This window comes from Pseudomonas sp. KnCO4 (assembly GCF_045344305.1).
GTDB lineage: Bacteria > Pseudomonadota > Gammaproteobacteria > Pseudomonadales > Pseudomonadaceae > Aquipseudomonas > Aquipseudomonas anuradhapurensis.
Genome location: NZ_CP174199.1, coordinates 5050667 through 5074420 on the forward strand (window position 1 = coordinate 5050667; position 23754 = coordinate 5074420).

Here is a 23754-nt window from a genome sequence, read left to right on the forward strand (position 1 = left end):
GCTGGCCGGCGATAGGGCCCTCGCAGGTATACCCTGTATACTTGCCAGCTGTCCCAATCTTCGAGGTACCGCCATGCCATCCGCCATTTCCACTGACGTGCTGATCGTCGGCGCCGGGGTCGCAGGCCTCTGGCTCAATGCCCGCCTGCGCCGCCTGGGCTATTCGACAGTGCTGGTGGAGCGCGCCAGCCTTGGCGGCGAGCAAACCATCAAGTCCCAGGGCATCATCCATGGCGGTACTAAATACGCCCTGCACGGCGCCCTCACCGGTGCCTCGGAAGCCATCGCCGACATGCCGCGGCGCTGGCGCGAAGCGCTGAATGGCAGCGGCGAGCTGGACCTAACCCATACCCGCCTGCTGTCCGACGCCCACTACCTGTGGTCGCCAGGCACCCTGGCCGGCAACCTCACCAGCTTCTTCGCCAGCAAGGCCGTGCGCGGCCGGGTCGACCTGGTGAAGGGCGAGCAATTGCCACCGGCACTGCAGGACCGCGCCTTCAAGGGCAAGGTCTATCGCCTGGCCGAACTGGTCGTCGACGTGCCCAGCCTGCTGGCCAACCTGGCCGAACTGGCGGGTGACAGCCTGCTGGCCGGCGAGCGCATCGAACCGTTGCGCGAGGCTGACGAGCTGGCCGGCCTGTGCGTGGATGGCCGCGACATCCGCGCCCAGCGCATCGTGCTCAGCGCTGGCGCTGGCACCGAAGACTTGCTGCATGCCCTGGGCCTGAACCAGCCAGCCATGCAGACCCGCCCACTGCACATGGTCATGGCCAAAGGCGCCAGCCTGAAGCCGCTTTATGCCCACTGCCTGGGTGGCGGGCCGAAGCCGCGGGTGACCGTCACCACCCATCCCGCCGCCGATGGCCAGTGGGTGTGGTACCTGGGCGGCGACCTGGCCGAAGCCGATGGCGTGGCCCGCGAGCCGTCGGCGCAAATCGCGGCGGCACAGAAGGAAATCGCCAGCCTGCTGCCATGGGTCGACCAAAGCCAGGTGCGCTGGGCCACCCTGCGGGTCAGCCGCGCGGAACCAGCACAATCGGGCCTGGTGCGCCCCGACAACGCCTTCCTCGCCGACCAGCAACGCCTGCTGGTCGGCTGGCCGACCAAGCTGGCCCTGGCGCCGGACTTCAGCGACCGGGTGATCGCGCACCTGGAGCGTGACGGCATCCGCCCACAGGCCCAGGCGGACCTGGCCGACCTGCCACGCCCACCACTGGGCATACCGGCCTGGGAGCAACTGCTGCCATGAGCCTGCCAACCCTGCACGACTTCCACCGCCCCTTGGGCAGCACTGGCTTCAAGGTTTCGCCGCTGGGCCTGGGCACGGTCAAGCTGGGCCGCGACCAGGGCGTCAAGTACCCCACCGGCTTCACCATCCCCGGTGATGACGACGCCCGCCTGCTGCTGGCCCAGGCCCGCGAGCTGGGTATCAACCTGATCGACACCGCACCTGCCTACGGCCGCAGCGAAGAGCGCCTGGGCCCGCTGCTGCGCGGCCAGCGTGATGAATGGGTGATTGTCAGCAAGGTCGGCGAAGAATTCGACAACGGCCAGTCACACTTCGACTTCAGTGCTGCCCACACCCGCCGTTCGGTGGAGCGCAGCCTGCAGCGCCTGGAAACCGACCGCATCGAGCTGGTGCTGGTGCACTCCGACGGCAACGACCTGGCCATACTCGAACAGCAGGAGGTGTACCAGACCCTCGCCGAGCTCAAGCAGGAGGGCAAGATCCTCGGCTATGGCCTGTCCGGCAAGACTGTCGCCGGCGGCCTGAAGGCGCTGGAGCAAGGCGATTGCGCCATGGTCACCTACAACCTCAACGAGCAGGCAGAACGCCCGGTGCTGGACTACGCTGCCGAGCACGGCAAGGCCATTCTGGTGAAGAAGGCCTTGGCCAGCGGGCATATCTGCCTGGCCCCAGGGGTGGACCCGGTGCAAGCCAGCTTCGAGCTGCTGTTTGCCCATCAGGGTGTCAGCAGTGCTATCGTCGGCACCATCAATCCGCTGCACCTGGCCCATAACGTGGCGACCGTCGCCCGTATTCTGGGCCGGCATTGAGTTGCCCCTGGCCTACTGGCCTGGAGACTGACCCGACGCAAGGAGGAGCCTCGTGGCGCGTACGCTGATCCGCAAGAACCCGAGCAACTTCAAGACCCTGCCGCTGCATGTCGAGGCTACACCCGAGGGGCTGATCTACCAGAGCATCGGCATGCCGCTGAATTTCGCCCAGACCCAACAGCGGCGCAAGGCCATCCAGTTGCCCGATGCGCAGCGCTTCGTGGTGGAACTGGCCAACCTGGGCGTGTCGGTGCGACTGACCTTGCATTGGCAGAACCGTGACTACTGGGTGTTGGTACGCCAGCGCCGGCAAGACCGTGGCGATGTGGTGCTGAAGCTGATTTCCGGTTACGTGCCGGCGCAGGAACTGAACCTGCCGTTGCATACTGCGGTGCAGGAAGTGGCCGAGGAATGCCTGCTGGAAACCCCGGAAGGCTGGCTGGGCGGGCGCTTCAACGATACCTGGCTGCCGGTGCCCTACGCCGCAGCCCTGCACTACCGTGAAAACCCACACTTTGTGCTGACCCCGCAGTCCGGCGCTGCGCGCCCGGTGCATTGCGGCAAGCTGATGCTGCTGGAGCGGCCACGAGCCTATGTACACCTGCCCACCGCTTCGTTGCAGCTGATCTATGACATGCGCCTGCAGGTACCTCGGGAGGCCAAGAAGCTCAGCCTGTTCCACGTCGATGAGCGGCTCGAAGGTGACCAACTGGTGGCGCGGCTCAACCGCAAACGGCCGGACCTGTACCTGATGCCTTTGCAGGACGGCCAGCCACTGGCCGAGCTGTATACGCTGAAAAAGGATGAGCTGGTACCGGCAAGCACGCGGGGGCTACACCTGGCTGAGAGTTTTGCTCACCAGGAGGGTTGGGTGGTGAAGGAAGAGCGGGTGCGCTGGAAGGATTGGGTGAAGCAGCAGGGGTTAGTGGAAAGCAAGCCGGTGCGGGCCTCGCACTTGCAGCGCTTTGGTGACAAGGCGCGGGCGCTGCTGGCGCGGGCGCGGACTTCGCTGCACAAGTAGGATCCAGGGGGCTGCTGCGCAGCCCATCGCGACACAAGGCCTACAGGGGATCGCGCAAACCTGGGCGTTGCGCAGCCCCTGTAGGAGCGGCCTTGTGTCGCGATGGGCCGCGAAGCGGCCCCCAAGGGCAGGTCAGTGCTTGCGGATCTTCTCGACAATCGCCGTGGTCGAGCTGTTCTCGACCAGCCCCAGCACCTTCACGGTACCGCCATAGGCCTTGACGATATCGGCGCCCACCACCTGGTCGATGCCGTAATCACCACCCTTGACCAGTACATCGGGCTTGACCTGGCTCAGCAGGTTCTCCGGGGTACCCTCAGGGAAGCTGATCACCCAGTCCACCGCGCCCAGCCCGGCCAGTACGGCCATGCGCCGGTCGACGCTGTTGATCGGCCGGCCCGGCCCTTTCAGGCGGCTGACGGAGGCATCGTCGTTGACCGCGACGATCAGGCGGTCACCCTGGGCACGGGCCTGCTCCAGGTAGGTGACATGCCCGGCATGCAGGATGTCGAAGCAACCGTTGGTGAAGACGATCTTCTCTTTGTGCGCCCGCGCGTCGTCGATCGCCAACAGCAGTTGCTCCAGGCCCAGCACACCGCGCTCGGAGCCTTCTTCACGCTGGATGGCCCGGCGCAGCTCAGGGGCGCTGATCGCCGCCGTACCCAGCTTGCCGACCACGATACCCGCCGCCAGGTTGGCCAGGGCCACCGCGTGCGGCAGGTCCTCACCGGCAGCGATGGCTGCCGCGAGGGTGGAGATGACGGTATCGCCGGCACCAGTCACGTCGAATACTTCCCGCGCCCGCGCCGGCAGGTGCAGCGCCGGCTGGCCGCTGCGCAACAGGGTCATGCCGTGCTCGCCACGGGTCACCAGCAAGGCCCCTAGGTCCAGATCCTGCAGCAGCTGCAGGCCCTTGGCGACCAGGTCGGCCTCATCGGCGCAACGGCCGACGATGGCCTCGAACTCGCTGAGGTTCGGGGTGATCAGGCTGGCGCCACGGTAGATGGAGAAGTCCTTGCCCTTGGGGTCGGCGAGCACCGGAATGCCCTTGGCCCGGGCCGCCTCGATCAGGCTCTGGTGGTTTTTCAGTGCGCCCTTGCCGTAGTCGGACAGGACCAGCACCTTGACGCCTTCGAGCAGGTTGTCGACCTCGGCGCCCAGCGACAGCGGGTCGGTGGCGAACGGTTCTTCGAAATCGATGCGCAGCAGCTGCTGGTGACGGCTCATGACCCGCAGCTTGACGATGGTCGGCTGGTGCGCGATGCGCTGGAACACCGAGCGCACGCCGGCAGCCTGCAGGCTGTTGGCCAAGCTGTCGGCGGCCTCGTCCTGGCCGGTGACGCCGATCAGCGCCGCCGGTGCACCCAGGGCGGCGATGTTCAAGGCAACGTTGGCCGCGCCGCCGGGGCGATCCTCGATCTGATCGACCTTGACCACCGGGACTGGCGCTTCCGGCGAGATACGCGAAGTACCGCCATGCCAGTAGCGGTCGAGCATGACATCGCCGACCACCAGTACCGGGGCTTGATCGAAACGCGGCATGGACAACTTCATGGGCAACCCATATGGAAATAATGAACAGGGGCAGGATATTAGCACAGGGTTGGCGACGGCTTTACGGCCATATCAGCCCAGGAAAATTCCCGTGACAATCGGGGCCGTGACGGCCCCGATCAACGAAGGTTCAGGTGATATCGGCCTTGGCCGGCTCATCCAGGCCCATGGCATGCAGGCGGGCATAATGGCCATTGGCCGCGAGCAACTCGGCATGGGTGCCGCGTTCGACCAGACGGCCCTGATCCATTACCAGGATCTGGTCGGCCTTCTCGATGGTCGACAGGCGGTGGGCGATCACCAGCGTGGTACGGCCTTGCATCACATGGTCCAGGGCAGCCTGGATATGCCGCTCGGACTCGGTGTCGAGCGCCGAGGTGGCTTCGTCGAGGATCAACAGCGGTGCGTTCTTCAGCAATGCCCGGGCAATGGCCAGGCGCTGGCGCTGGCCGCCGGAGAGCAGTACGCCATTCTCGCCCACTTCGGTATCGAAGCCTTTCGGCAAGCGGTCGACGAACTCCTTGGCATAGGCGTCGGCCGCAGCAGCTTCGATGTCGGCACGCGGTGCCCCGGCCAGGTCGCCGTAGGCGATGTTGTTGGCCACGGTATCGTTGAACAGGGTGACGTGCTGGGTCACCTGCGAAACGTGGCGACGCAGGTTGCGCAGGCGGTAGTTCTCGATCTCCACGCCATCGAGCAGGATCTGCCCCTGGTCGTGGTGATAGAAGCGCGGGATCAACGCCGCCAGGGTCGACTTGCCGCTACCCGAGCGGCCGACCAGGGCGATCATCTGCCCAGGCTCGGCGACGAAGCTGATGTCGCTGAGCACTTCGCGCTCGGTGCCTGGGTAGGTGAAGCTCAGGTTGCGCACTTCGAGGCGCCCTTCCACCCGCTCCTTCTCGACGGTACCGGTGTCCACTTCAGGCGTTTCGTCCAGTTGCTCGAAGATGCTCTCGGCACCGGCCAGGCCCTTCTGGATGGTCGAACTGACCTCGGAAAGCTGACGAATCGGCTTGGGCAGCAGGCCGGCGGCGGTGATATAGGCGACCAAGTCACCGGCAGTGGACTCACCGCGCAGGAACAGCACCAGGAACATCAGCGCAGCCATGGCCGAGTAGATCACCAGTTGCAGCATCGGCGTGTACAGCGAACCGGTCTTGGTCATGCGCAGCTGCTTGTCGGTGTTGCTCTGGCTGGCCTTGGCGAAACGCTGCTCCTCGTAGGCTTCGCCGCCAAAGCTGCGGACCACCCGATAGCCCTGGATGGTTTCCGAGGCGACATGGGTCACGTCGCCCATGGCCACCTGGATCTTCTTGCTCTGCTTGCGGAATTTCTTGCTGGCGACGCTGACCATTACCGCGATCACCGGCAGGATGGCAACCATCACCAAGGTCAGGTGCCAGTTCATCCACAGCAGGTAGGCGAACAGGAACACCACCGTCAGGCCTTCACGGATCACCACCTTGATCGCATCGGTGGCCGCACCGGTGACCATGGTCACGTTGAAGGTGATGCGCGAAATCAGGTGCCCGGAGTTGTGGTTGTCGAAGTAGCGGTTGGGTAGTACCAGCAACTTGTTGAACAATTCCACGCGCAGGTCGTGCACCAGGCACAAGGACACCTTGGCCAGGAAGTAGTTGCCGAGGAACGAACCCAGGCCCTGCCACGCGGCGATCAGGATGATCAGCAGCGGCACCGCCTGCAGCAGTTGCAGGTCGCGCAGGTAGGGGACGTTGGGGAACAACACCGCTTCGGGGTTGCTCAGCCCATCGACGAAATACTTAAGAATGCCGGCCAGCATGGGCTGGGTCGAGGCAAAGATCACGAAACCAATGATGCTCAGCAGGAAAATGCCGACATAGGGTTTCACATAGCTCAACAGCCGGAAGTAGATCTTCAGGCTGGAGGTGTGTTCCGCCGGTCGCGGTGTTTCGGCCATTATCGAGCTCGCTGTTCAGGTTGAACCGCGAATTTTACCACAGGCATCATTTTCGGCACGCCCCCATGGCAGCAACATGACCAGCCCCACCGGCAGCCAGCTGATGAACCATTCGGCACGCGGTGTACCGGTGAGGCTGGCGGCATCGAACTGCATGGCCAGGGTCGAGTACACCCAGAAACCGAGCAGGACCTTGCCGAACAGGGTGCCACGTGCCCGTACGATTTCACCCAGCGTGTACAGCCATACCATGACCCACAGCAGCATGCCGGGCAGGCCCAGCTCAACAGCGACATGGGTGAACATGTTGTGTGTATGGTCGAAGTGCCTATTGCCGACCGTCACGTCATAGGCCGCCCCCAAGCCAAGGCCGGTCCAGGGATGCGCGGCAATCATGTCGATCGCGGAATGGAAGATTTCCGGCCGGTAGGACGAGCCACGGTGGGCGATGAGGTCATACAGGAAATACAAGGCCAGGCCGGTGGCAAGGGCGGCCAGCATGGCAAACACCCGGCTGTGGCGATCGCGGAACCACAGCGGGGCGAGAATCACCGTGAGCGCCAGGGCCAGCACGGCCCCACGGCTCTGGCTGAGCATGACGAACAGCCCCAGACAAGCCAGGGCCGCCAGCCACGCCAGTTGCAGGCCGCGCTGCCGTGGCGGCTGGTACAGCAGGACAAGCACGGCCGAACCGATGACGTAGGCGCCCAGGATCGGGTGCGATATTTCGCCGATGCCTTGCAGGCGAGCCAGCAAAGGGTAGCCCTGCATGGCGTAGAAATGAACCACCGAAACCAGTGCAGCAACGGCCAGTAGAGCGCTACCGACCAGCAGCAACTGGCGGATGCGTGCCTGGCCAAGCTGCGCGAGCAACGGGAACGCCAACAGGAAGACCAGAATGTAGAGCAGGCGCTTGGCCTCACGTCCCGGCTCTTCGCCCACCGACCATGCCAGGCTCAGCGCGCTCCACGCCAACAGCAACAGCACACTCCCCCATAAAGCGGGCTGACGCTTCCAGGCCTGCACCAGTACCTGCCTGGCAGACCATGCCAGGACCAGTGTCGGCAACCACAGGAACAACACCAGGCCTTGCTGATAGATCTTGTTGCTCGGCGCCAGGGCAATCGCTGCCAGGAACCAGACCAGACCCAAGCCCAACCAGGCCTTTGCCCAGTTTTTCTGATACAACATCCTTTCCCCCGATGAATCAAATACACCATCCAATGGTGCAACAACATTATTTTCGGCATTATTGCCGGTCATTTCGTTCGCCCGATGACAAGGCTCTTTTCATGCAATGCTCCCGGCTCAACCAGGTCGACTTCGATCAGCTGACACTAGGCGCCCAGGTGCTAGAGGCAGATAGCCATGGTGCGAAAGTCTACCTGCTCGCGGATGGTAATTTCCTCAAGGTTTTTCGCAGGAAGCGGCTAATTTCATCTGCACTGCTGCGTCCCTACTCGCAACGCTTCGTCGACAACGCCGCACGCCTGGCGCAAATGGGTATTCCCACCCTGCAGGTAATCAGCCAGCACAAGCTCGACCTGCCAGGCCGCACCGCCGTACTGTATCGGCCGCTGCCGGGGCGCACCCTGTTGCAGATGTCGCGTGATGAAGGGTTCAGCTGGGACGTTTACCTGCCGCGGCTGATCGAGTTGATTCACCAGTTGCACCGCAGCGGGGTGTACTTCCGCTCGTTGCACCTGGGCAATGTAGTGGTCACGCCCGACCAGCAGTTGGGGCTGATCGACGTGGCTGACATGCGCTTCCTGCGCCCGCCGCTGTCGGCGCGCATGATCCGGCGCAACGTCCAGCACATGGTGCGCTATATCGAACGGGAAAAGCTCGGCGAGCGGTTCCCTCTCGCCGCCTTCGAGGCGGCATTGCTCGCCCGCTGAGCATCAGTTGCGCAACAGGCTGTGGGAACCGGTGCAGAATGCTTGCCAGGCCTGTTCGGGGGCAAGTGCCTGGCGTTGCTGTTCGGCAACTGCGGGGCCATCGAGCGAGGCGCAGCGCTCGATCGCCTCGGCCCAGGCCTGCTCATCACCAACCGGCAGGTAACCACCGGTATCTCCCAACTGCTCGCGAAACACTTGCAGGTCGCTGCATACCAGCGGCACACCGGCCATGACGCCTTCCTGCACCACCAGCCCGAGGCCTTCGGAGCGCGAAGGTATCAGTAGCCAATCAAATGCCCGATACAACTGTTGCAGATCGTCGCGGTGCCCGCACAGATGAACACGGCCGACAAGGCCCAGGGCGTCGATACGGGCCTGTAATACCCGGTGCAGAGGCCCAGCGCCGACGATCGTCAATTGCAGGCCCGGCTGATGCGCGCTGGCCTTGGCGAACGCTTCGATCAGCATCTCGAAACCTTTGCTGTGCACCAGTCGCCCTACGGCCCCCAGCATCACCCCAGCTGCCTGAGGCAATTGCAGGGCTTGCCTGGCCGCCTCCCGGCTCAACAACGGCGCAGCGAAAGCCTGCGGATCAAGCGCCATGCGCAGGGTCTGCACCGGCCTGCCAAGGTCACGCTGCAGCGACTCGGCCAGGGTCTGCGAAACCGCCGCAACACTCAGGCGCTCGGCGGGCAGCATGCGCAACAGGCGCACGTCACGGGCATCCAGGCGCGTCTCGCCGTGGAACAGCACCTTGGCCCGCACCTGCGGCAGCCGCTGCAAGGTCGGCAACAGCAGGCGCGCCACCCCTACACCGTCGAGCAGGAGGATGTCCGCCTGCGCCGCCACCAGCGCCTTGTGCAGGCGCATGCGCAGCCATGGACGCAGCAGTCGCCAGAGGTGCCGCCCTTTCAGCGCACGTGACGGCAGGTGCCATTCGCGGGTCGACCCAAGCCCGCAACAAAGCCCACTGCCAAGCAGTAACCAGTTACTGATCTGGACATCGGCGCCAGCGTGCAACAGCACCTGCCGATGCACCTTGTGGATGGACATGTACGGCGCTCCGCCGGCCCACATCACATTGACGATGTTCATGAGTCCTCTCCCGCTCATGTTAGGTGGGACAGCGACATCATTGAACCAGGAGGCTGATACCTGCCCCGATCAAGGCACCCGCAACCAACGTCAATGCCAGTTTCACCCGATCACGTTGACGGCGCCTGGCCTTGCGTTCCACTTCGATGGGCAAGGTCACGTGATTACCCCATCCCGTGTGCAGCACGGCATCACCCTCCAGGGTCACGGCAGACAGGTTCAGCTCCGCGTAACGACGGGAAAGGGCCTTTTCCCCGGCATAGGCGGCATATGGCGCGCAGCGCTGGTAATCGCTCAACCGGCGCAGGCCCGGGTTGAGTGAAAACGCCTGCCATTCGGCCTTGTCGGAGAGCAACGGGTAGCAGGGTACGCCGCCGATCGACAAGCGCTCGCCCAGACGAATATAGGGGCTGTGCACAGCCAGATCATGGGCATGGCTGCGCAGCCATACTTGCAGGATGTCCGGACGGAGCTCAAGAATGGCGCGGGAATCTTCGACGAAACCCTGGCGATAGAAATGCCAGTCGTCCTCGCAATGGAAGATATAAGGTGTCCTGACGTGGCTGTAGGCCAGGTCGATAGACGGCAGTTGGCCAAGCTTGGGCTGGTTCACGAACACTTTGCAGTGCGGTTTCCAGTGCTCCGGCACAGCGCCATGCACGGCTTCGTCACCAGAATCTTCGGTGATGAAGACCTCACGAATCGGCGCGGTGTTGCAACGGTCGAAACTCTCAAGGGTATCTTTGAGCAGATCGAACCGCCCACAGCTGGTCACGACAAGCGTGACATCACTCTCATTTGAAAAGCGCACCGGACTCCCTCCACGTAGCGACTGTCGATTTTCGCTGTCTAGGACCGAAAAATGTTCGGTTAGATCCCCAGCGTCAGACGCAACCGCTGCCATGCAGACAACGGTGGGTGAGGCCTGAGCGCCGGGCGCATATGGTCGACGATGCTACGTCCAACTGCGGCGAAGCTAAAACGGGAAACCGCCAGATGGCGGCCATTTTCAGCAATCCGCCGGGCCAGTTCAGGTTCCGCGCGCAAGCGGCGGAGCTTTTCCTGCAAGGTCGGAATGCTGTCATAGAACACCACGTTGTGCATGTCCTGCAGGCCCAGCGCGCGGTTTTCTTCCTCACCCTGGTCGTACGCCAGCAACACACAGCCACAGGCCATGGCTTCGAAGTTCTTGATCATGTATTCGCCCATGCCGACGTCGGCACTGACGAAGAAGCGGATGCGGTTGAGCGTGTTGCAGTAGTCCTCACCCGACTTGGTGCGGGTCACCACCAGGTTCTCGACCCGGCCCAGCTCGTCCAGCAGCGCCTTGCGGCCGCTGTAGGCCACGCTGTTGGTGCTGCCGACAAAGGCCAGTTCGATGTCACGCTCACGCCCCTGGTCACTCAGCAATTGCTCGTCGTAGCCCTTGGGCACGAACACGGCATCGAAACCTTCCTGGCGCAGGCGCTCGCTGACCATGTAGCCAGAGCTGATCACTCGCGCCCACGGCAGCTTACGGTAGTGCGCACTGAACTTGCCGGTGTACTTGCACGGGATGTAGTTCTGGTAGGCGTCATGCTCGAGGATGACCAGGTTCGGCACCGTGCGGATGAACGCCGCCTGGCGAATCTCCTGCTTGAAACGCAGGAAGAACACGATGCGGTCATAGCGCTCGACCTGCACTTCCCGCTTGAAATAGCGGCGCAGGTTGCGCTGGTCTTCGCTGGTCAGCCAGCGCAGATCGCATTCGCAGTTGGCCGCGACGCCATCGTACAGGCGGTCAAGAATCGCCCGCTGTTCCTTCTGCACCAGAAATAGGACTTTCATTGCTTTCCTTGGGCGCTCTGCGCCATCGCGGTCAACCATGGGGAAGCTACAGCTCACGCCGCCAGAACAGTTCATGTCGGCGCACGGCCTTGCGGAAGAATTCGTTCTCCCCGTAAGGCGATGGCCGCCGCCCGGCCAGCCAACGCTGCAACCAGCGGCGGACCCGGCGCTTGAACGGCGCGGGCGGCTGCAGGTCGTGCATCATGCCCAGGGCCATGGCCTTGTCGCGCTGGGTCGCCTGGTCCAGCACCAGGCTGCAGGGTGCCCAGGCCTGATCAGCGCGCAACTGCGGTGGCAAGGCGACGCCATCGCCACTGTTGCCCATCGGCCAGCGGTCGTTGTCATGTAGGTGGTTGGCATAGCAAAGCAGGGTTTGCGGCTGCCAGGCCAGGCCTTGCAAGGCTTCCAGCACTGCGGCCTGGGCGCAGACGTGGTCAGGGTGCGGGTCGAGCTGCGGGTGCGGCATCACCAGCACCTGCGGCTTGGCCATTTCCAGCAAGGCCCGCAGGTCGGCAAGCAGGTTGTGCCAGGTCGGCGCGCCATCGCCGTCGGCCGGCAGCGGGAACGGGTTGAACTGGCGGAATACACGGACATCGGCGAGCTCGGCCTCACGAGAGGCAACCGGCTGGTCTGGCGCGGCCTGCATGGCAGGCAGTTGCAGGCAGAAATAGCCCAGTTGCACGCAACGCGACTCCGGCACACCGGCCCAGCGTGGCACGGCGATGCTGTCCCAGGCCCGCAGGCGGCCCTTCAATCGTGCAGCCTCGGCCTTGGCCAGGCCCATCTGCTGGTAGTGCTCAGCCTCGATTTCACCGGCGGTCAGGGTCACCACCCAGGCTTCGTCGGCCTGGCTGTAGAGGCCGTAAGCGGCCAGCTCGGCATCATCGGCATGCGGCGCAATCACCATCACGCGCCGCCGCTGCAATTCAACCGCTGGGGTTATCCACAGGCGCGGCTGGCCGAGCAAGCGACAATGGCGGCCACGCAGGCGCAACGAGCCGCTTTGCAAAGGCGCGGCCAGGCCGGTCAGGTTGAGAAAACGCATACCATCGACACCGCGCTCGAAGGTTTGCCGGTCGCCCTGACCACCGGCCAGCAGTTCGACGGTCGGGTCGAAGAAACGCCCCACCCAGCTACTTTTTACCCGCAGTTCGAGAACCAGGGTTTCGTTGCCTTGCAGCACGCAGTCGGCCTTGAGCAGACCACCGTCCAGGCTGGCGACAACCGCCCGGGCCTGATCGCCGAAGTCGTAGGCGTAGTCCTCGCCAGGCGCATAGAACAGATGGTCGGCAAACCAGGCTTCGTGACCCGCCCACAACAGCGGCAACAGCAGCAGCGGCAGCCACCACCAGCTGAATACACCCAGGGCGACCAGCGCGACCAGGCCCACCAGCAAGCCCAGGCGCTTGTTGCGCCGATGGCGCTTGAGCAACTGCTGCTTGCGGCTCACGCCTGATACACCGGCACAGGGTTGCACCAGCGGTCCTTGTACTCGCGGTCGGCACGGCCGAACGAGAACCGCAGCGGTTTGTTGCGCGCCCGGGCGTCCTCCCAGGCAGCCTGGGTGTTGAGGAAGCTCAACACGCTACCGGGGCTGAAGGCCTTGGTTTCCGGGTCGACACCGCCATTGATGTACTCGACGCTGATCCACTCCGGCGCTTCGACGCGGTACACCAGCTGGATGGCAATCGGCTTGCCATCCAGCAGCAACACCGAACCGATCAGCAGCTCGCGCAGGCGCTCCAGCACATCGGCCATGCGCTCGGCCCCGGTAGCCGGGAAACCCCAGCGACGCTGGAACAGGTCGCAGTACATGCTGGCAATCTCCTGCGCGCTGAAGTCACCGATCGGACGCACCATGCCGCCCGCCTCTTCCAGCAGACGCAGCTCGCGGCGCTGGTTGTAGCGGAACTTCTTCGACAAGTCTTCTGGCGCACGCGCCATGGCCAGCTGTTCCTTCTGCGCCTTGAGGCCACTGAAGCGGCCTTGGTTCAGTTCGGACAGGTAACGCGCCGTATGACGCAACGGCGCTGCGGCATCGGCCGCCGCCGGCAGGATGATTTCGGCATTGCCCAAGTCGAACAGGGCTTTCTTGCCGCTGCGCTTGAGCACATCCTTGGACAGCGCCAGGTGGTGCCCCCAGGCCGGGATGGCGGCCTTCAGCACGCCAGCCTGGTGCCATCCCAGGTAACGCACCGGGAGCTGCGCCAGGTCGGCCAGTTGTTCGACCACCAGTGGATGGGTAGCGACGCTGCCGCCAAAGCGGGCCCATGCCTCGGCGTAGGCCTTGGCGTCGATGGCTTGCCAACCGCGTTCGCGGAAGGCCTGGATACGGTTGAGCATCAAGCCTTCCCTACCAGAGAGCGGACTTGCGGCAGCTGCCAGAAGGCTTCGCGCACCGCATGGTCGGAGAAACGCTCACGCAGGCGCTGCAGCATGTGTTCGGCACAGGCCTGGCGCTGCGCCACATCGAGCCCGGCCAGGTGCTTGAGGCCTTGGGCCAGCTGCCCGGCATCGCCGAGCGGGAACAGCACGCCAACGCCTTCGACCACTTCGCGCGCACCGCCACAGGCAGTGGCCAGCACCGGCACACCGGCAACCATGGCCTCGAGCAGGACCATGCCGAACGGCTCATGGTCGGAACTGAGAGCGAACACGTCGAACGCCTGGAAATAGTGACGCGCGTCCGGCACCTGGCCAAGGAAGTCGACCTGCCCGGCAATGCCCAGCTCGGCGGCCAGCGCCTTGAGCCTGGCCTCCAGGCGGCCCTTGCCGAGGATCGCCAGGCGTGCGCCAGACGGCAGCCCCGGCAGCGCTTCGGCAAAGCCACGCAACAGGGTGGCCTGGTCCTTGTCCGGGTGCAGGCGCCCGACATTGCCGACTATCCATGCCTGCGCATCCAGGCCCAGGGCCTGGCGGGCCTCGGCGCGCGGCACCAGTGCCGCTTGCAGGGCGTCGATATCGATGCGGTTGTACAGGGTCTGGATACGCTCTGCCGGCCACTGCGGCAGGCAGCGGCGCATGTCATCACGCACGGCGTCCGATACCCCGAGCAGGCTCAAGCGCTTGCTGAACAGGTTGGCGAACAGCCGGCGGCCCTTGCGCTGATAGTCGCCAAAGGCATGGTGCACGCCAATCACCGGCAGGCCGGTACCGAGCAGCGCCACATAGATCGGCTTGAAACGATGGGCAATGCAGAAGGCGAAATTGCGCTCGGCCGCTATCCGCCGCAACGCGCGGATAGCGCCGAGCTTCAGGCCACGCACGGCCTTGGAGCTGAACTCGAGGAACAATACCTCGTCCGACGCACAGCCAGCCGCCACTTGCGGGTCGGCAGCACCGGTGAGGAATACCGTGGTCACCTGGTAGCCATGCCCCTGGAACAGGCTGGCGTATTGACGGGCACAGTCCAGGAACGGCCCGTCATAGCCATGGCAGAACTGCAGGATGCGCGGTTCAGAGCGGCTGGTCATACAGGGCTGCGCCGTCCTTCACCACCAGGATGTCCTCCATGATCAGGTACTGCAGGTCCGAGCCGAAGAACATGTTCAAGGCGTCGGTCGGCGAGCAGATCATCGGTTCACCACGGCGGTTCAGCGAGGTGTTGAGCGACACGCCGTTGCCAGTGAGGTCTTCCAACGCCTTCATCATGTCGTAGTAGCGCGGGTTGTATTCGCGCTTGAGCACCTGGGCCCGCGACGTGCCATCCTCGTGCACGACTTCCGGCACGCGGGTCTTCCACTCTTCAGCCACTTCGAAGGTGAAGGTCATGAACGGCGCCGGGTGGTCGACCTTGATCATCTGCGGGGCGACGGTGTCGAGCATCGACGGGCAGAAAGGTCTCCAGCGCTCGCGGAACTTGATCTGCTCGTTGATGCGGTCGGCCACACCCGGCACGCTCGGGCAACCGATGATCGAACGGCCACCCAGGGCACGCGGGCCGAACTCCATGCGGCCCTGGAACCAGGCCACCGGGTTGCCATCGACCATGATCCGGGCGATGCGCTGCGGCATGTCGTCGAGCTTGCGCCACTTCGGCGCGTTCGGGTGGCGGGCACAGGCGGCGATCACGTCCTCGTTGGAGTACGACGGGCCGAGGTAGACGTGTTCCATCTTCTCGACCGGCACGCCACGGGCATGGGACACGTAGGCAGCAGCGCCCACGGCGGTACCGGCATCACCGGAGGCCGGCTGCACGAACAGTTCCTTCACATCGGAACGGGCAATGATCTTCTGGTTGAGCTTGACGTTCAGCGCGCAGCCGCCAGCGAAGGCCAGCTTGCCGGTTTCCCGCAGGGTGTCGCCCAGGTAATGGTCGATCATCTGCAGGGCGATTTTCTCGAACAGCGCCTGCATGCTGGCCGCGTAATGGATGTAGGGCTCGTCGGCGATGTCGCCTTCGCGTTTGGGGCCCAGCCATTCGATCAGCTTTGGCGAGAAGTAGAAACCCTTGCCCTTCTCTTTATAGCGGCGCAGGCCGATCACGTTGGCGTATTCGGTGTTGATCACCAGTTCGCCGTTTTCGAAGCTGGCCAGGCGCGAGAAGTCGTACTTGCTGGCATCGCCATACGGCGCCATGCCCATGACCTTGAACTCGCCATCGAGCATCTCGAAGCCGAGGAATTCGGTGATTGCCCCGTACAGGCCACCCAGCGAGTCCGGATCGAAGAATTCCTTGATCTTGTGGATCTTGCCGTTCTCGCCGTAGCCAAAGAAGGTGGTGGCGTACTCGCCTTTACCGTCGATGCCGAGGATCGCGGTCTTTTCCTTGAAGCCCGAGCAGTGGTAGGCGCTGGAGGCGTGGGCCAGGTGGTGCTCGACCGGCTCGATCTTGACCTTTTTCGGGTCGAAGCCCAGCTGCTCCAGGCACCAGACGATCTTCTTGCGGTAGCGCTTGTAGCGGCGGTTGCCCATCAGGATGGCGTCGAGGGCCCGGTCCGGGGCGTACCAGTAACGCTTGGCGTAGTGCCAGCGTGCCTTGCCGAACAGGCTGATCGGGGCGAACGGGATGGCTACCACGTCGACATCGGATGGCTTGATGCCGGCCTGCTCCAGGCAGAACTTCGCCGACTCGTAGGGCATGCGGTTCTTCGCATGCTTGTCACGCACGAAGCGCTCTTCTTCGGCGGCGGCAACCAGCTTGCCGTCAATGTACAGGGCCGCGGAAGGGTCATGGCTAAGGGCGCCGGACAGGCCAAGAATCGTCAATGCCAAGGGATCAGCCTCTTCATTCGGTAGAAATGCGCCAGCGGCCCATTGGGCGGGTGGCGGCTAAAGGGCGGGATTATAACGCAAACATCACGAACTGCGCGGTCGTTGTAGGCGCGGCCTTGTGTCACGAACGGGCCGCAAAGCGGCCCCAGGTTTTCAGCTTCGCAGGAAAAATTGCCAGGGCCGCTTTGCGGCCCATCGCGACACAAGGCCGCTCCTACCGGGATCGCAGCGCAGCCTACTCGGCGATCAGCCAGTCCATGCGGAAACTGCCGGCGGTCTGCGCCAGCTCCTTGGCCAGCCATGGCAGCAGCTCGCGCAGTTCTTCCTCCAGGCCCCACGGCGGGTTGGCGATGGCCAGGCCGGAACCGTTGAGGCCCTGCGGGCTGTCCTGGTGGTGCACGTACAGCTCGACCCGCAGCAGTTTCGGTGCGCCGGTGCTGGTCAGGTCCTGGTAGAAACGGGTCAGCGAACGCTGGTCCTTGATCGGATACCAGATGGCCGCGACCGTCTGGCGCATGCGGCTGATCGCTTCTTTCATCGCCGTGGTGCAGCGCTTCAATTCATCAGCCTGTTCGAACGGCGGGTCGATCAGCATGATCGCGCGCTTTTCCTGCACCGGCAGCAGGGCGCGCGGCACATGCCAACCTTCGCCCAGGTGCACGACCACGCGCGGGTCCTTCTTCATGTTTTCCTTGAGCAGCGGCCCGTCTTCGGGGTGCTTCTCGTTGAGCAGGGCGCGGTCCTGCTGGCGCATCAGGCGGCGGGCCAGCTCGGGCGAACCAGGGTAATAGCGCAGTTCGCCATCGGCATTCAGGCGCTTGATGATGCGCAGGTAGTCAGCGGCCATGGCCGGCAGGTCATCGCGGTTCCACAAGCGGGCCACCCCTTCCAGGTATTCGCCGGTGCGGGTTGCCTGGTCACCTTGCAGGTCGTACAGGCCGAGCCCTGCGTGGGTATCGATGTAGGCGAACGGCTGCTCCTTGCGCGACATCAGGGCGATGAGGCGGGTCAGCACGATGTGCTTGAGGACGTCGGCGTGATTGCCGGCGTGGAAGGCGTGACGATAATTCATGGCAACTCCTGCGGGGGTGGCAAGTTTACCTTGCCTTGCAGGCGGAGTCAGGCCTGGCTGTCGATCGGCGGGGGCTGCTTCGCGGGCTTGCCCGCTCCCACACGGCCTGCACAGATCTCAAATGCTGTGGAGTTCCTGTGGCAGCGGGCAGGCCCGCGAAGCAGGCGCCGCCGATTCAGCGGGTGTTACTTGTCAGCGTGGTACGCCGCATCAGCAGTCTCGAAGCGCTGCACCATCGCTTTCGACGGGCTGCCCAGCTTGCTCACCACGACGATGGCGATGCTGGCGAACAGGAAGCCCGGGATGATCTCGTACAGCCCGAGGGTGTCGAAGTTCTTCCACAGGATCACGGTCAGCGCACCGACCACGATACCGGCCAGCGCGCCGTTACGGGTCATGCCTTTCCACAGCACCGAAATCAGCACCACCGGGCCGAATGCGGCACCGAAACCGGCCCAGGCGTAAGCCACCAGGCCCAGCACACGGTTTTCCGGGTTGGCGGCCATGGCGATGGCGATCAGGGCCACGGCCAGGACCATCAGGCGACCGACCCACACCAGTTCGCCCTGCGAAGCGTTCTTGCGCAGGAAGGCTTTGTAGAAGTCCTCGGTCAGGGCGCTGGAGCACACCAGCAGCTGGCAGCTCAGGGTGCTCATGACGGCGGCCAGGATGGCCGACAGCAGCACACCGGCGACCCACGGGTTGAACAGGATCTTGGCCAACTCGATGAACACACGCTCGTGGTTCTCGGTGACCGGGCCGGCCAGATCAGGATGAGCCGAGAAGTAGGCGATACCGAAGAAGCCCACGGCGCAGGTGCCGGCCAGGCACAGGATCATCCAGGTCATGGAGATACGGCGGGCGTTGGCAATCGATTTAACCGAGTCGGCGGCCATGAAGCGCGCCAGGATGTGCGGCTGACCGAAGTAGCCCAGCCCCCAACCCATCAGCGAAATGATGCCGATGAAGGTCGCGCCCTTGAACATGTCGAAGTGAGCCGGGTTCACCACCTCGATAGCGGCGAAGGTCTGATCGAAGCCGCCGGTGGAAATCAGCACGATCACCGGGGTGAGGATCAGCGCGAAGATCATCAGCGACGCCTGCACGGTATCGGTCCAGCTCACCGCCAGGAAGCCACCAATGAAGGTGTAGGCAATGGTCGCCGCCGCACCGGCCCACAGGGCAGTTTCGTACGGCATGCCGAAGGTGCTCTCGAACAGACGGGCACCAGCGACGATGCCGGAAGCGCAGTAGATGGTGAAGAACACCAGGATCACGATGGCCGAAATGATCCGCAGCAGGCCGCTGTGGTCTTCGAAACGGCTGGAGAAGTAGTCCGGCAGGGTCAGCGCATCGCCATTGTGCTCGGTCTGCACGCGCAGACGGCCGGCAACGAACAACCAGTTGAGGTAGGCACCGACGGTCAGGCCGATGGCAATCCAGGCTTCGGACAGGCCAGAGAAATAGATGGCGCCCGGCAGGCCCATCAGCAGCCAGCCGCTCATGTCGGAAGCACCGGCGGAAAGCGCGGTAACCACGCTGCCCAGGCTGCGACCGCCAAGGATGTAGTCGGAAAGGTTCTTGGTGGAGCGATAGGCCGCGAAGCCGATCAGCACCATTGCTGCGATGTAGATCACGAACGTGATCGTTAGTGGGTTGCCCATATGTGTGCCCTGGCGTTTGTTTTTATCTCATGCACAACCGCAGCCATGGCGGTTGCACCCAGGCGGCGAATGCTATGCAACAACGCGAAGCGGGTGCAACCATTTTTCACCGGCAAGTTGCACCTGCCAGCGCATTTTCCGATAAAGCCGATTTTTTTCTCCTTTTTGGAGCAATCAGGCCGGTTTTCAGAAGAAAACGCACCGAAAACAGGCCTTTTATAGATCCGCGACCGACCAGCTGACGAGTTGCACCTTTTTCATCGAAAATTAGGGTTGCACCTGGTTGCACCCGAATTGTCCTACAGCTACTCTTGGCGCCAGCTTAGGCCACAGCCGTGGCAATAACGAGGATAAGAAATGGCGACGACCACCCTTGGGGTCAAACTCGATGACCCGACCCGTGAGCGACTCAAGGCAGCTGCGCAGTCCATCGACCGCACGCCGCACTGGTTGATCAAGCAAGCGATCTTCAACTACCTGGAGAAGCTCGAGGGTGGTGCCACCCTGACCGAACTCAACGGTCACGCCAGCAACCTGGCCGACGACGCCGGCGAAATCCAGCCCGACCACAGCCACCAGTGCTTCCTCGAGTTCGCCGAGAGCATCCTGCCGCAGTCGGTGCTGCGCTCGGCGATTACCGCCGCCTATCGCCGCCCCGAGCAGGAAGTGGTGCCGATGCTGCTGGAGCAGGCTCGCCTGAGCGCCCCGCTGGCCGAGGCGACCAACAAGATGGCCGCCGGCCTTGCGGAAAAACTGCGTAACCAGAAGAGCGCCGGGGGCCGTGCCGGTATCGTCCAGGGCCTGCTGCAGGAGTTCTCGCTGTCGTCCCAGGAAGGCGTGGCATTGATGTGCCTGGCCGAAGCCCTGCTGCGCATCCCCGACAAGGGCACCCGTGATGCGCTGATCCGCGACAAGATCAGCACCGGCAACTGGCAGCCACACCTGGGCAACAGCCCGTCGTTGTTCGTCAACGCCGCCACCTGGGGCCTGCTGCTGACCGGCAAGCTGGTCTCCACCCACAACGAATCCGGCCTCACTGCCTCGCTCACCCGCATTATCGGCAAGAGCGGCGAGCCGATGATCCGCAAGGGCGTCGACATGGCCATGCGCCTGATGGGCGAGCAGTTCGTCACTGGCGAAACCATCGCCGAAGCCCTGGCCAACGCCAGCCGCTTCGAGTCCAAGGGCTTCCGCTATTCCTACGACATGCTCGGCGAAGCCGCACTGACCGAGCATGACGCGCAGAAGTACCTGGCGTCCTACGAGCAGGCCATCCACTCGATCGGCAAGGCCTCCCATGGCCGTGGCATCTATGAAGGCCCGGGTATCTCGATCAAGCTGTCGGCCCTGCACCCGCGCTACAGCCGCGCCCAGTACGAGCGGGTGATGGAAGAGCTGTACCCGCGCCTGCTGTCGCTGACCCTGCTGGCCAAGCAGTACGACATCGGCCTGAACATCGACGCCGAGGAAGCCGACCGCCTGGAGCTGTCGCTCGACCTGCTCGAGCGCCTGTGCTTCGAACCTTCGCTGGCCGGCTGGAACGGTATCGGCTTCGTCATCCAGGCCTACCAGAAGCGCTGCCCTTATGTGATCGACTACGTCATCGACCTGGCCAAGCGCAGCCGCCACCGCCTGATGATCCGCCTGGTGAAAGGCGCCTACTGGGACAGCGAGATCAAGCGCGCCCAGGTCGAAGGCCTGGAAGGCTACCCGGTCTACACCCGCAAGGTGTACACCGACGTGTCCTACGTGGCCTGCGCCCGCAAGCTGCTGGCCGTGCCTGAAGCCATCTACCCGCAGTTCGCCACCCACAACGCCCACACCCTGTCGGCCATCTATCACATTGCCGGGCAGAACTACTACCCGGGCCAGTACGAGTTCCAGTGCCTGCACGGCATGGGCGAGCCGCTGTACGAGCAGGTGGTCGGCAAGATTTCCGAAGGCAAACTGAACCGCCCGTGCCGTGTCTATGCACCGGTCGGCACCCACGAAACGCTGCTGGCCTACCTGGTCCGCCGCCTGCTGGAAAACGGCGCCAACACCTCGTTCGTCAACCGCATCGCCGACCATTCCATCTCCATCCAGGAACTGGTCGCCGACCCGGTCGCCAGCATCGAGCGCATGGGCACCCAGGAAGGCAGCATCGGCCTGCCGCACCCGCGCATCCCGCTGCCGCGTGAGCTGTATGGCAGCGAGCGGGCCAACTCGGCCGGCATCGACATGGCCAACGAACACCGCCTGGCGTCGCTGTCCTGCGCCATGCTGGCCACTGCCCACAACGACTGGAAAGCCGCCGCGCTGCTGGCCTGCGCCGCCAGCGAGAGCGCTGCCGTCGCCGTGCTGAACCCGGCGGACCACCGCGACGTGGTCGGCCATGTGCAGGAAGCCACTGTCGCCGACGTCGACAACGCCATCCAGTGCGCATTGAATGCCGCACCGATCTGGCAGGCCACCCCGCCAGCCGAACGTGCTGCCATCCTGGAACGCACCGCCGACCTGATGGAAGCCGAGATCCAGCCGCTGATGGGCCTGCTCATCCGCGAAGCCGGCAAGACCTTCGCCAACGCCATTGCCGAAGTGCGTGAAGCGGTAGACTTCCTGCGCTACTACGCGGTGCAGGCACGCAACGACTTCAGCAACGACGCCCACCGCCCACTGGGCCCGGTGGTGTGCATCAGCCCGTGGAACTTCCCGCTGGCGATCTTCACCGGCCAGGTGGCCGCGGCCCTGGCCGCCGGTAACCCGGTGCTGGCCAAGCCGGCCGAGCAAACCCCGCTGATCGCCGCCCAGGCCGTGCGCCTGCTGCTGGAAGCCGGCATTCCGGAAGGCGTGCTGCAACTGCTGCCAGGCCGCGGCGAAACCGTCGGTGCCGGCCTGGTCGGTGACGAGCGCGTCAAGGGCGTGATGTTCACTGGCTCCACCGAAGTCGCCCGCCTGCTGCAGCGCAACGTCGCCGGCCGCCTGGACAACCAGGGCCGGCCGATCCCGCTGATCGCCGAAACCGGTGGCCAGAATGCGATGATCGTCGACTCCTCGGCGCTGACCGAGCAGGTGGTGATCGACGTGGTGTCCTCGGCCTTCGACAGCGCCGGCCAGCGTTGCTCGGCACTGCGCGTGCTGTGCCTGCAGGAAGACTCCGCCGACCGCGTGATCGAAATGCTCAAGGGCGCCATGGCCGAAAGCCGCCTGGGTAGCCCGGACCGCCTGGCCGTGGACATTGGCCCGGTGATCGACGCCGAAGCCAAGGCTGGTATCGAGAAGCACATCCAGGGTATGCGTGAAAAAGGCCGCCCGGTCTACCAGGTGGCGATTGCCGATGCCGCCGAGATCAAGCGCGGTACCTTCGTCATGCCGACCCTGATCGAACTGGAAAGCTTCGACGAACTGAAGCGTGAGATCTTCGGCCCGGTGCTGCACGTGGTGCGCTACAACCGCCGCAACCTCGACCAGCTGATCGAGCAGATCAACAACTCCGGATACGGCCTGACCCTCGGCGTGCACACCCGCATCGACGAGACCATCGCCAAGGTGGTGGAAACCGCCAATGCCGGCAACATGTACGTCAACCGCAACATCGTCGGTGCGGTGGTGGGCGTGCAGCCGTTCGGCGGTGAAGGCCTGTCCGGCACCGGCCCGAAAGCCGGCGGCCCGCTGTACCTGTACCGCCTGCTGTCGACCCGCCCGGCCGACGCGATTGGCCGTCACTTCCAGCAGCAGGACGGCGAAGGCAAGCCGGACCGCAGCCTGCACGAGCAGTTGATCAAGCCGTTGCACGGCCTGAAAGCCTGGGCCGAGAGCAACCAGCATGCCGACCTGGCCGCGCTGTGCAGCCAGTTTGCCGGCCAGTCGCAGAGCGGCATTGCCCGCCTGCTGCCAGGCCCGACCGGCGAGCGCAACAGCTATACCATCCTGCCGCGTGAGCACGTGCTGTGCCTGGCTGACAACGAAGCCGACCTGCTGGCGCAGTTCGCCGCAGTGCTGGCTGTAGGTAGCTCGGCGGTGTGGGTAGATGGCGAACCTGGCAAGGCCCTGCGCGCTCGCCTGCCGAAAGAGCTGCAGGCCAAGGTCAAGCTGGTGGCGGACTGGAGCAAGGACGAAGTGGCGTTCGACGCCGTGATCCACCATGGCGACTCGGACCAGCTGCGCGGCGTGTGCCAGCAGGTGGCCAAGCGTGCCGGGGCGATCGTCGGTGTACACGGGCTGTCCAGCGGCGATCATCAGATTGCGCTTGAGCGCCTGGTGATCGAGCGGGCGGTGAGTGTGAACACTGCGGCGGCGGGTGGTAACGCCAGCCTGATGACCATTGGCTGATGGCTGAGGGTTGTTGAAAAAGAAGGAGAGCCTCGGCTCTCCTTTTTTTATGCGCGCATGTCTCGAGCCGTTTGGCGCCTGTGAGATCGAGCGCCGCGCGG

Annotated in this window: 18 protein-coding genes; 5 read left to right on the forward strand and 13 right to left on the reverse strand. The window is 64.2% G+C overall.

Translation table 11 applies throughout. From position 1 onward, the window contains the following. The first annotated feature begins 73 nt into the window (after positions 1-73). The 3 genes from ACJA3S_RS23375 to ACJA3S_RS23385 are packed head-to-tail and all read left to right on the forward strand — an operon-like array spanning position 74 to position 3079. On the forward strand, positions 74-1249 hold the full coding sequence (locus ACJA3S_RS23375) for an NAD(P)/FAD-dependent oxidoreductase (protein ID WP_406820148.1): 1176 nt from the start codon (positions 74-76) through the stop codon (positions 1247-1249). Further along, entirely contained in the window at positions 1246-2058 is an 813-nt protein-coding gene (locus ACJA3S_RS23380) for an aldo/keto reductase (RefSeq protein ID WP_406820149.1), read from the forward strand. The genes ACJA3S_RS23375 and ACJA3S_RS23380 overlap by 4 nt, the downstream gene beginning before the upstream one ends. Before the next feature lie 52 nt (positions 2059-2110). Continuing rightward, complete coding sequence (locus ACJA3S_RS23385; RefSeq protein WP_406820150.1) at positions 2111-3079, forward strand: metal ABC transporter ATPase; 969 nt, start codon at positions 2111-2113, stop codon at positions 3077-3079. Positions 3080-3211: 132 nt separating this feature from the next. Here the strand turns inward: ACJA3S_RS23385 and hldE are convergent, their stop codons facing one another. The 3 genes from hldE to ACJA3S_RS23400 form a co-directional block, all read right to left on the reverse strand. Then, positions 3212-4633, reverse strand: coding sequence for a bifunctional D-glycero-beta-D-manno-heptose-7-phosphate kinase/D-glycero-beta-D-manno-heptose 1-phosphate adenylyltransferase HldE (hldE, locus tag ACJA3S_RS23390; RefSeq protein WP_170033072.1), 1422 nt, complete (start codon positions 4631-4633; stop codon positions 3212-3214). 130 nt (positions 4634-4763) lie between these two features. Continuing rightward, entirely contained in the window at positions 4764-6572 is a 1809-nt protein-coding gene (gene msbA / locus ACJA3S_RS23395; RefSeq protein WP_200626336.1) for a lipid A export permease/ATP-binding protein MsbA, read from the reverse strand. A 15-nt stretch (positions 6573-6587) separates the two neighbouring features. Further along, positions 6588-7763, reverse strand: coding sequence for an O-antigen ligase family protein (locus tag ACJA3S_RS23400; protein ID WP_406820151.1), 1176 nt, complete (start codon positions 7761-7763; stop codon positions 6588-6590). 101 nt (positions 7764-7864) lie between these two features. On the opposite strand from ACJA3S_RS23400, the gene ACJA3S_RS23405 reads away from it, so the two are divergent. Next, positions 7865-8470, forward strand: a complete 606-nt coding sequence (locus ACJA3S_RS23405) for a toluene tolerance protein (RefSeq protein ID WP_406820152.1) — start codon at positions 7865-7867, stop codon at positions 8468-8470. A 3-nt stretch (positions 8471-8473) separates the two neighbouring features. On the opposite strand, the gene ACJA3S_RS23410 is transcribed toward ACJA3S_RS23405, so the two are convergent. The 10 genes from ACJA3S_RS23410 to ACJA3S_RS23455 form a co-directional block, all read right to left on the reverse strand. Next, entirely contained in the window at positions 8474-9565 is a 1092-nt protein-coding gene (locus ACJA3S_RS23410) for a glycosyltransferase (RefSeq protein WP_406820153.1), read from the reverse strand. Positions 9566-9602: 37 nt separating this feature from the next. Continuing rightward, a complete protein-coding gene (locus tag ACJA3S_RS23415) occupies positions 9603-10376 on the reverse strand; it encodes a glycosyltransferase family 2 protein (RefSeq protein ID WP_406820154.1) in 774 nt (257 codons plus the stop codon). A 59-nt stretch (positions 10377-10435) separates the two neighbouring features. Next, positions 10436-11392: a glycosyltransferase gene (locus tag ACJA3S_RS23420; RefSeq protein WP_406820155.1), complete on the reverse strand. Its 957-nt coding sequence runs from the start codon at positions 11390-11392 to the stop codon at positions 10436-10438. Positions 11393-11438: 46 nt separating this feature from the next. Next, positions 11439-12842: a PIG-L deacetylase family protein gene (locus ACJA3S_RS23425; RefSeq protein WP_406820156.1), complete on the reverse strand. Its 1404-nt coding sequence runs from the start codon at positions 12840-12842 to the stop codon at positions 11439-11441. Beyond that, a complete protein-coding gene (locus ACJA3S_RS23430) occupies positions 12839-13735 on the reverse strand; it encodes an antimicrobial resistance protein Mig-14 (protein ID WP_406820157.1) in 897 nt (298 codons plus the stop codon). Before ACJA3S_RS23430 ends, ACJA3S_RS23425 begins: the two co-directional genes overlap by 4 nt. After that, positions 13735-14865 (reverse strand): glycosyltransferase, encoded by a 1131-nt coding sequence (locus ACJA3S_RS23435; protein ID WP_406820158.1) that lies wholly within the window; start codon positions 14863-14865, stop codon positions 13735-13737. The genes ACJA3S_RS23430 and ACJA3S_RS23435 overlap by 1 nt, the downstream gene beginning before the upstream one ends. Continuing rightward, complete coding sequence (locus ACJA3S_RS23440) at positions 14849-16606, reverse strand: carbamoyltransferase (RefSeq protein ID WP_406820159.1); 1758 nt, start codon at positions 16604-16606, stop codon at positions 14849-14851. Before ACJA3S_RS23440 ends, ACJA3S_RS23435 begins: the two co-directional genes overlap by 17 nt. A 235-nt stretch (positions 16607-16841) precedes the next feature. Continuing rightward, positions 16842-17678, reverse strand: a complete 837-nt coding sequence (locus tag ACJA3S_RS23445; protein ID WP_170033092.1) for a 23S rRNA (adenine(2030)-N(6))-methyltransferase RlmJ — start codon at positions 17676-17678, stop codon at positions 16842-16844. 185 nt (positions 17679-17863) lie between these two features. Next, on the reverse strand, positions 17864-19342 hold the full coding sequence (putP, locus tag ACJA3S_RS23450) for a sodium/proline symporter PutP (protein ID WP_406820160.1): 1479 nt from the start codon (positions 19340-19342) through the stop codon (positions 17864-17866). 106 nt (positions 19343-19448) lie between these two features. After that, the gene (locus tag ACJA3S_RS23455) at positions 19449-19631 is read right to left on the reverse strand and encodes a hypothetical protein (protein WP_406820161.1); all 183 of its coding nucleotides are present in this window, start codon (positions 19629-19631) and stop codon (positions 19449-19451) included. 68 nt (positions 19632-19699) lie between these two features. Between ACJA3S_RS23455 and putA the strand changes: the two genes are divergently transcribed. After that, positions 19700-23653, forward strand: coding sequence for a trifunctional transcriptional regulator/proline dehydrogenase/L-glutamate gamma-semialdehyde dehydrogenase (gene putA, locus ACJA3S_RS23460; protein ID WP_406820162.1), 3954 nt, complete (start codon positions 19700-19702; stop codon positions 23651-23653). The last annotated feature ends 101 nt before the right edge of the window (positions 23654-23754 follow it).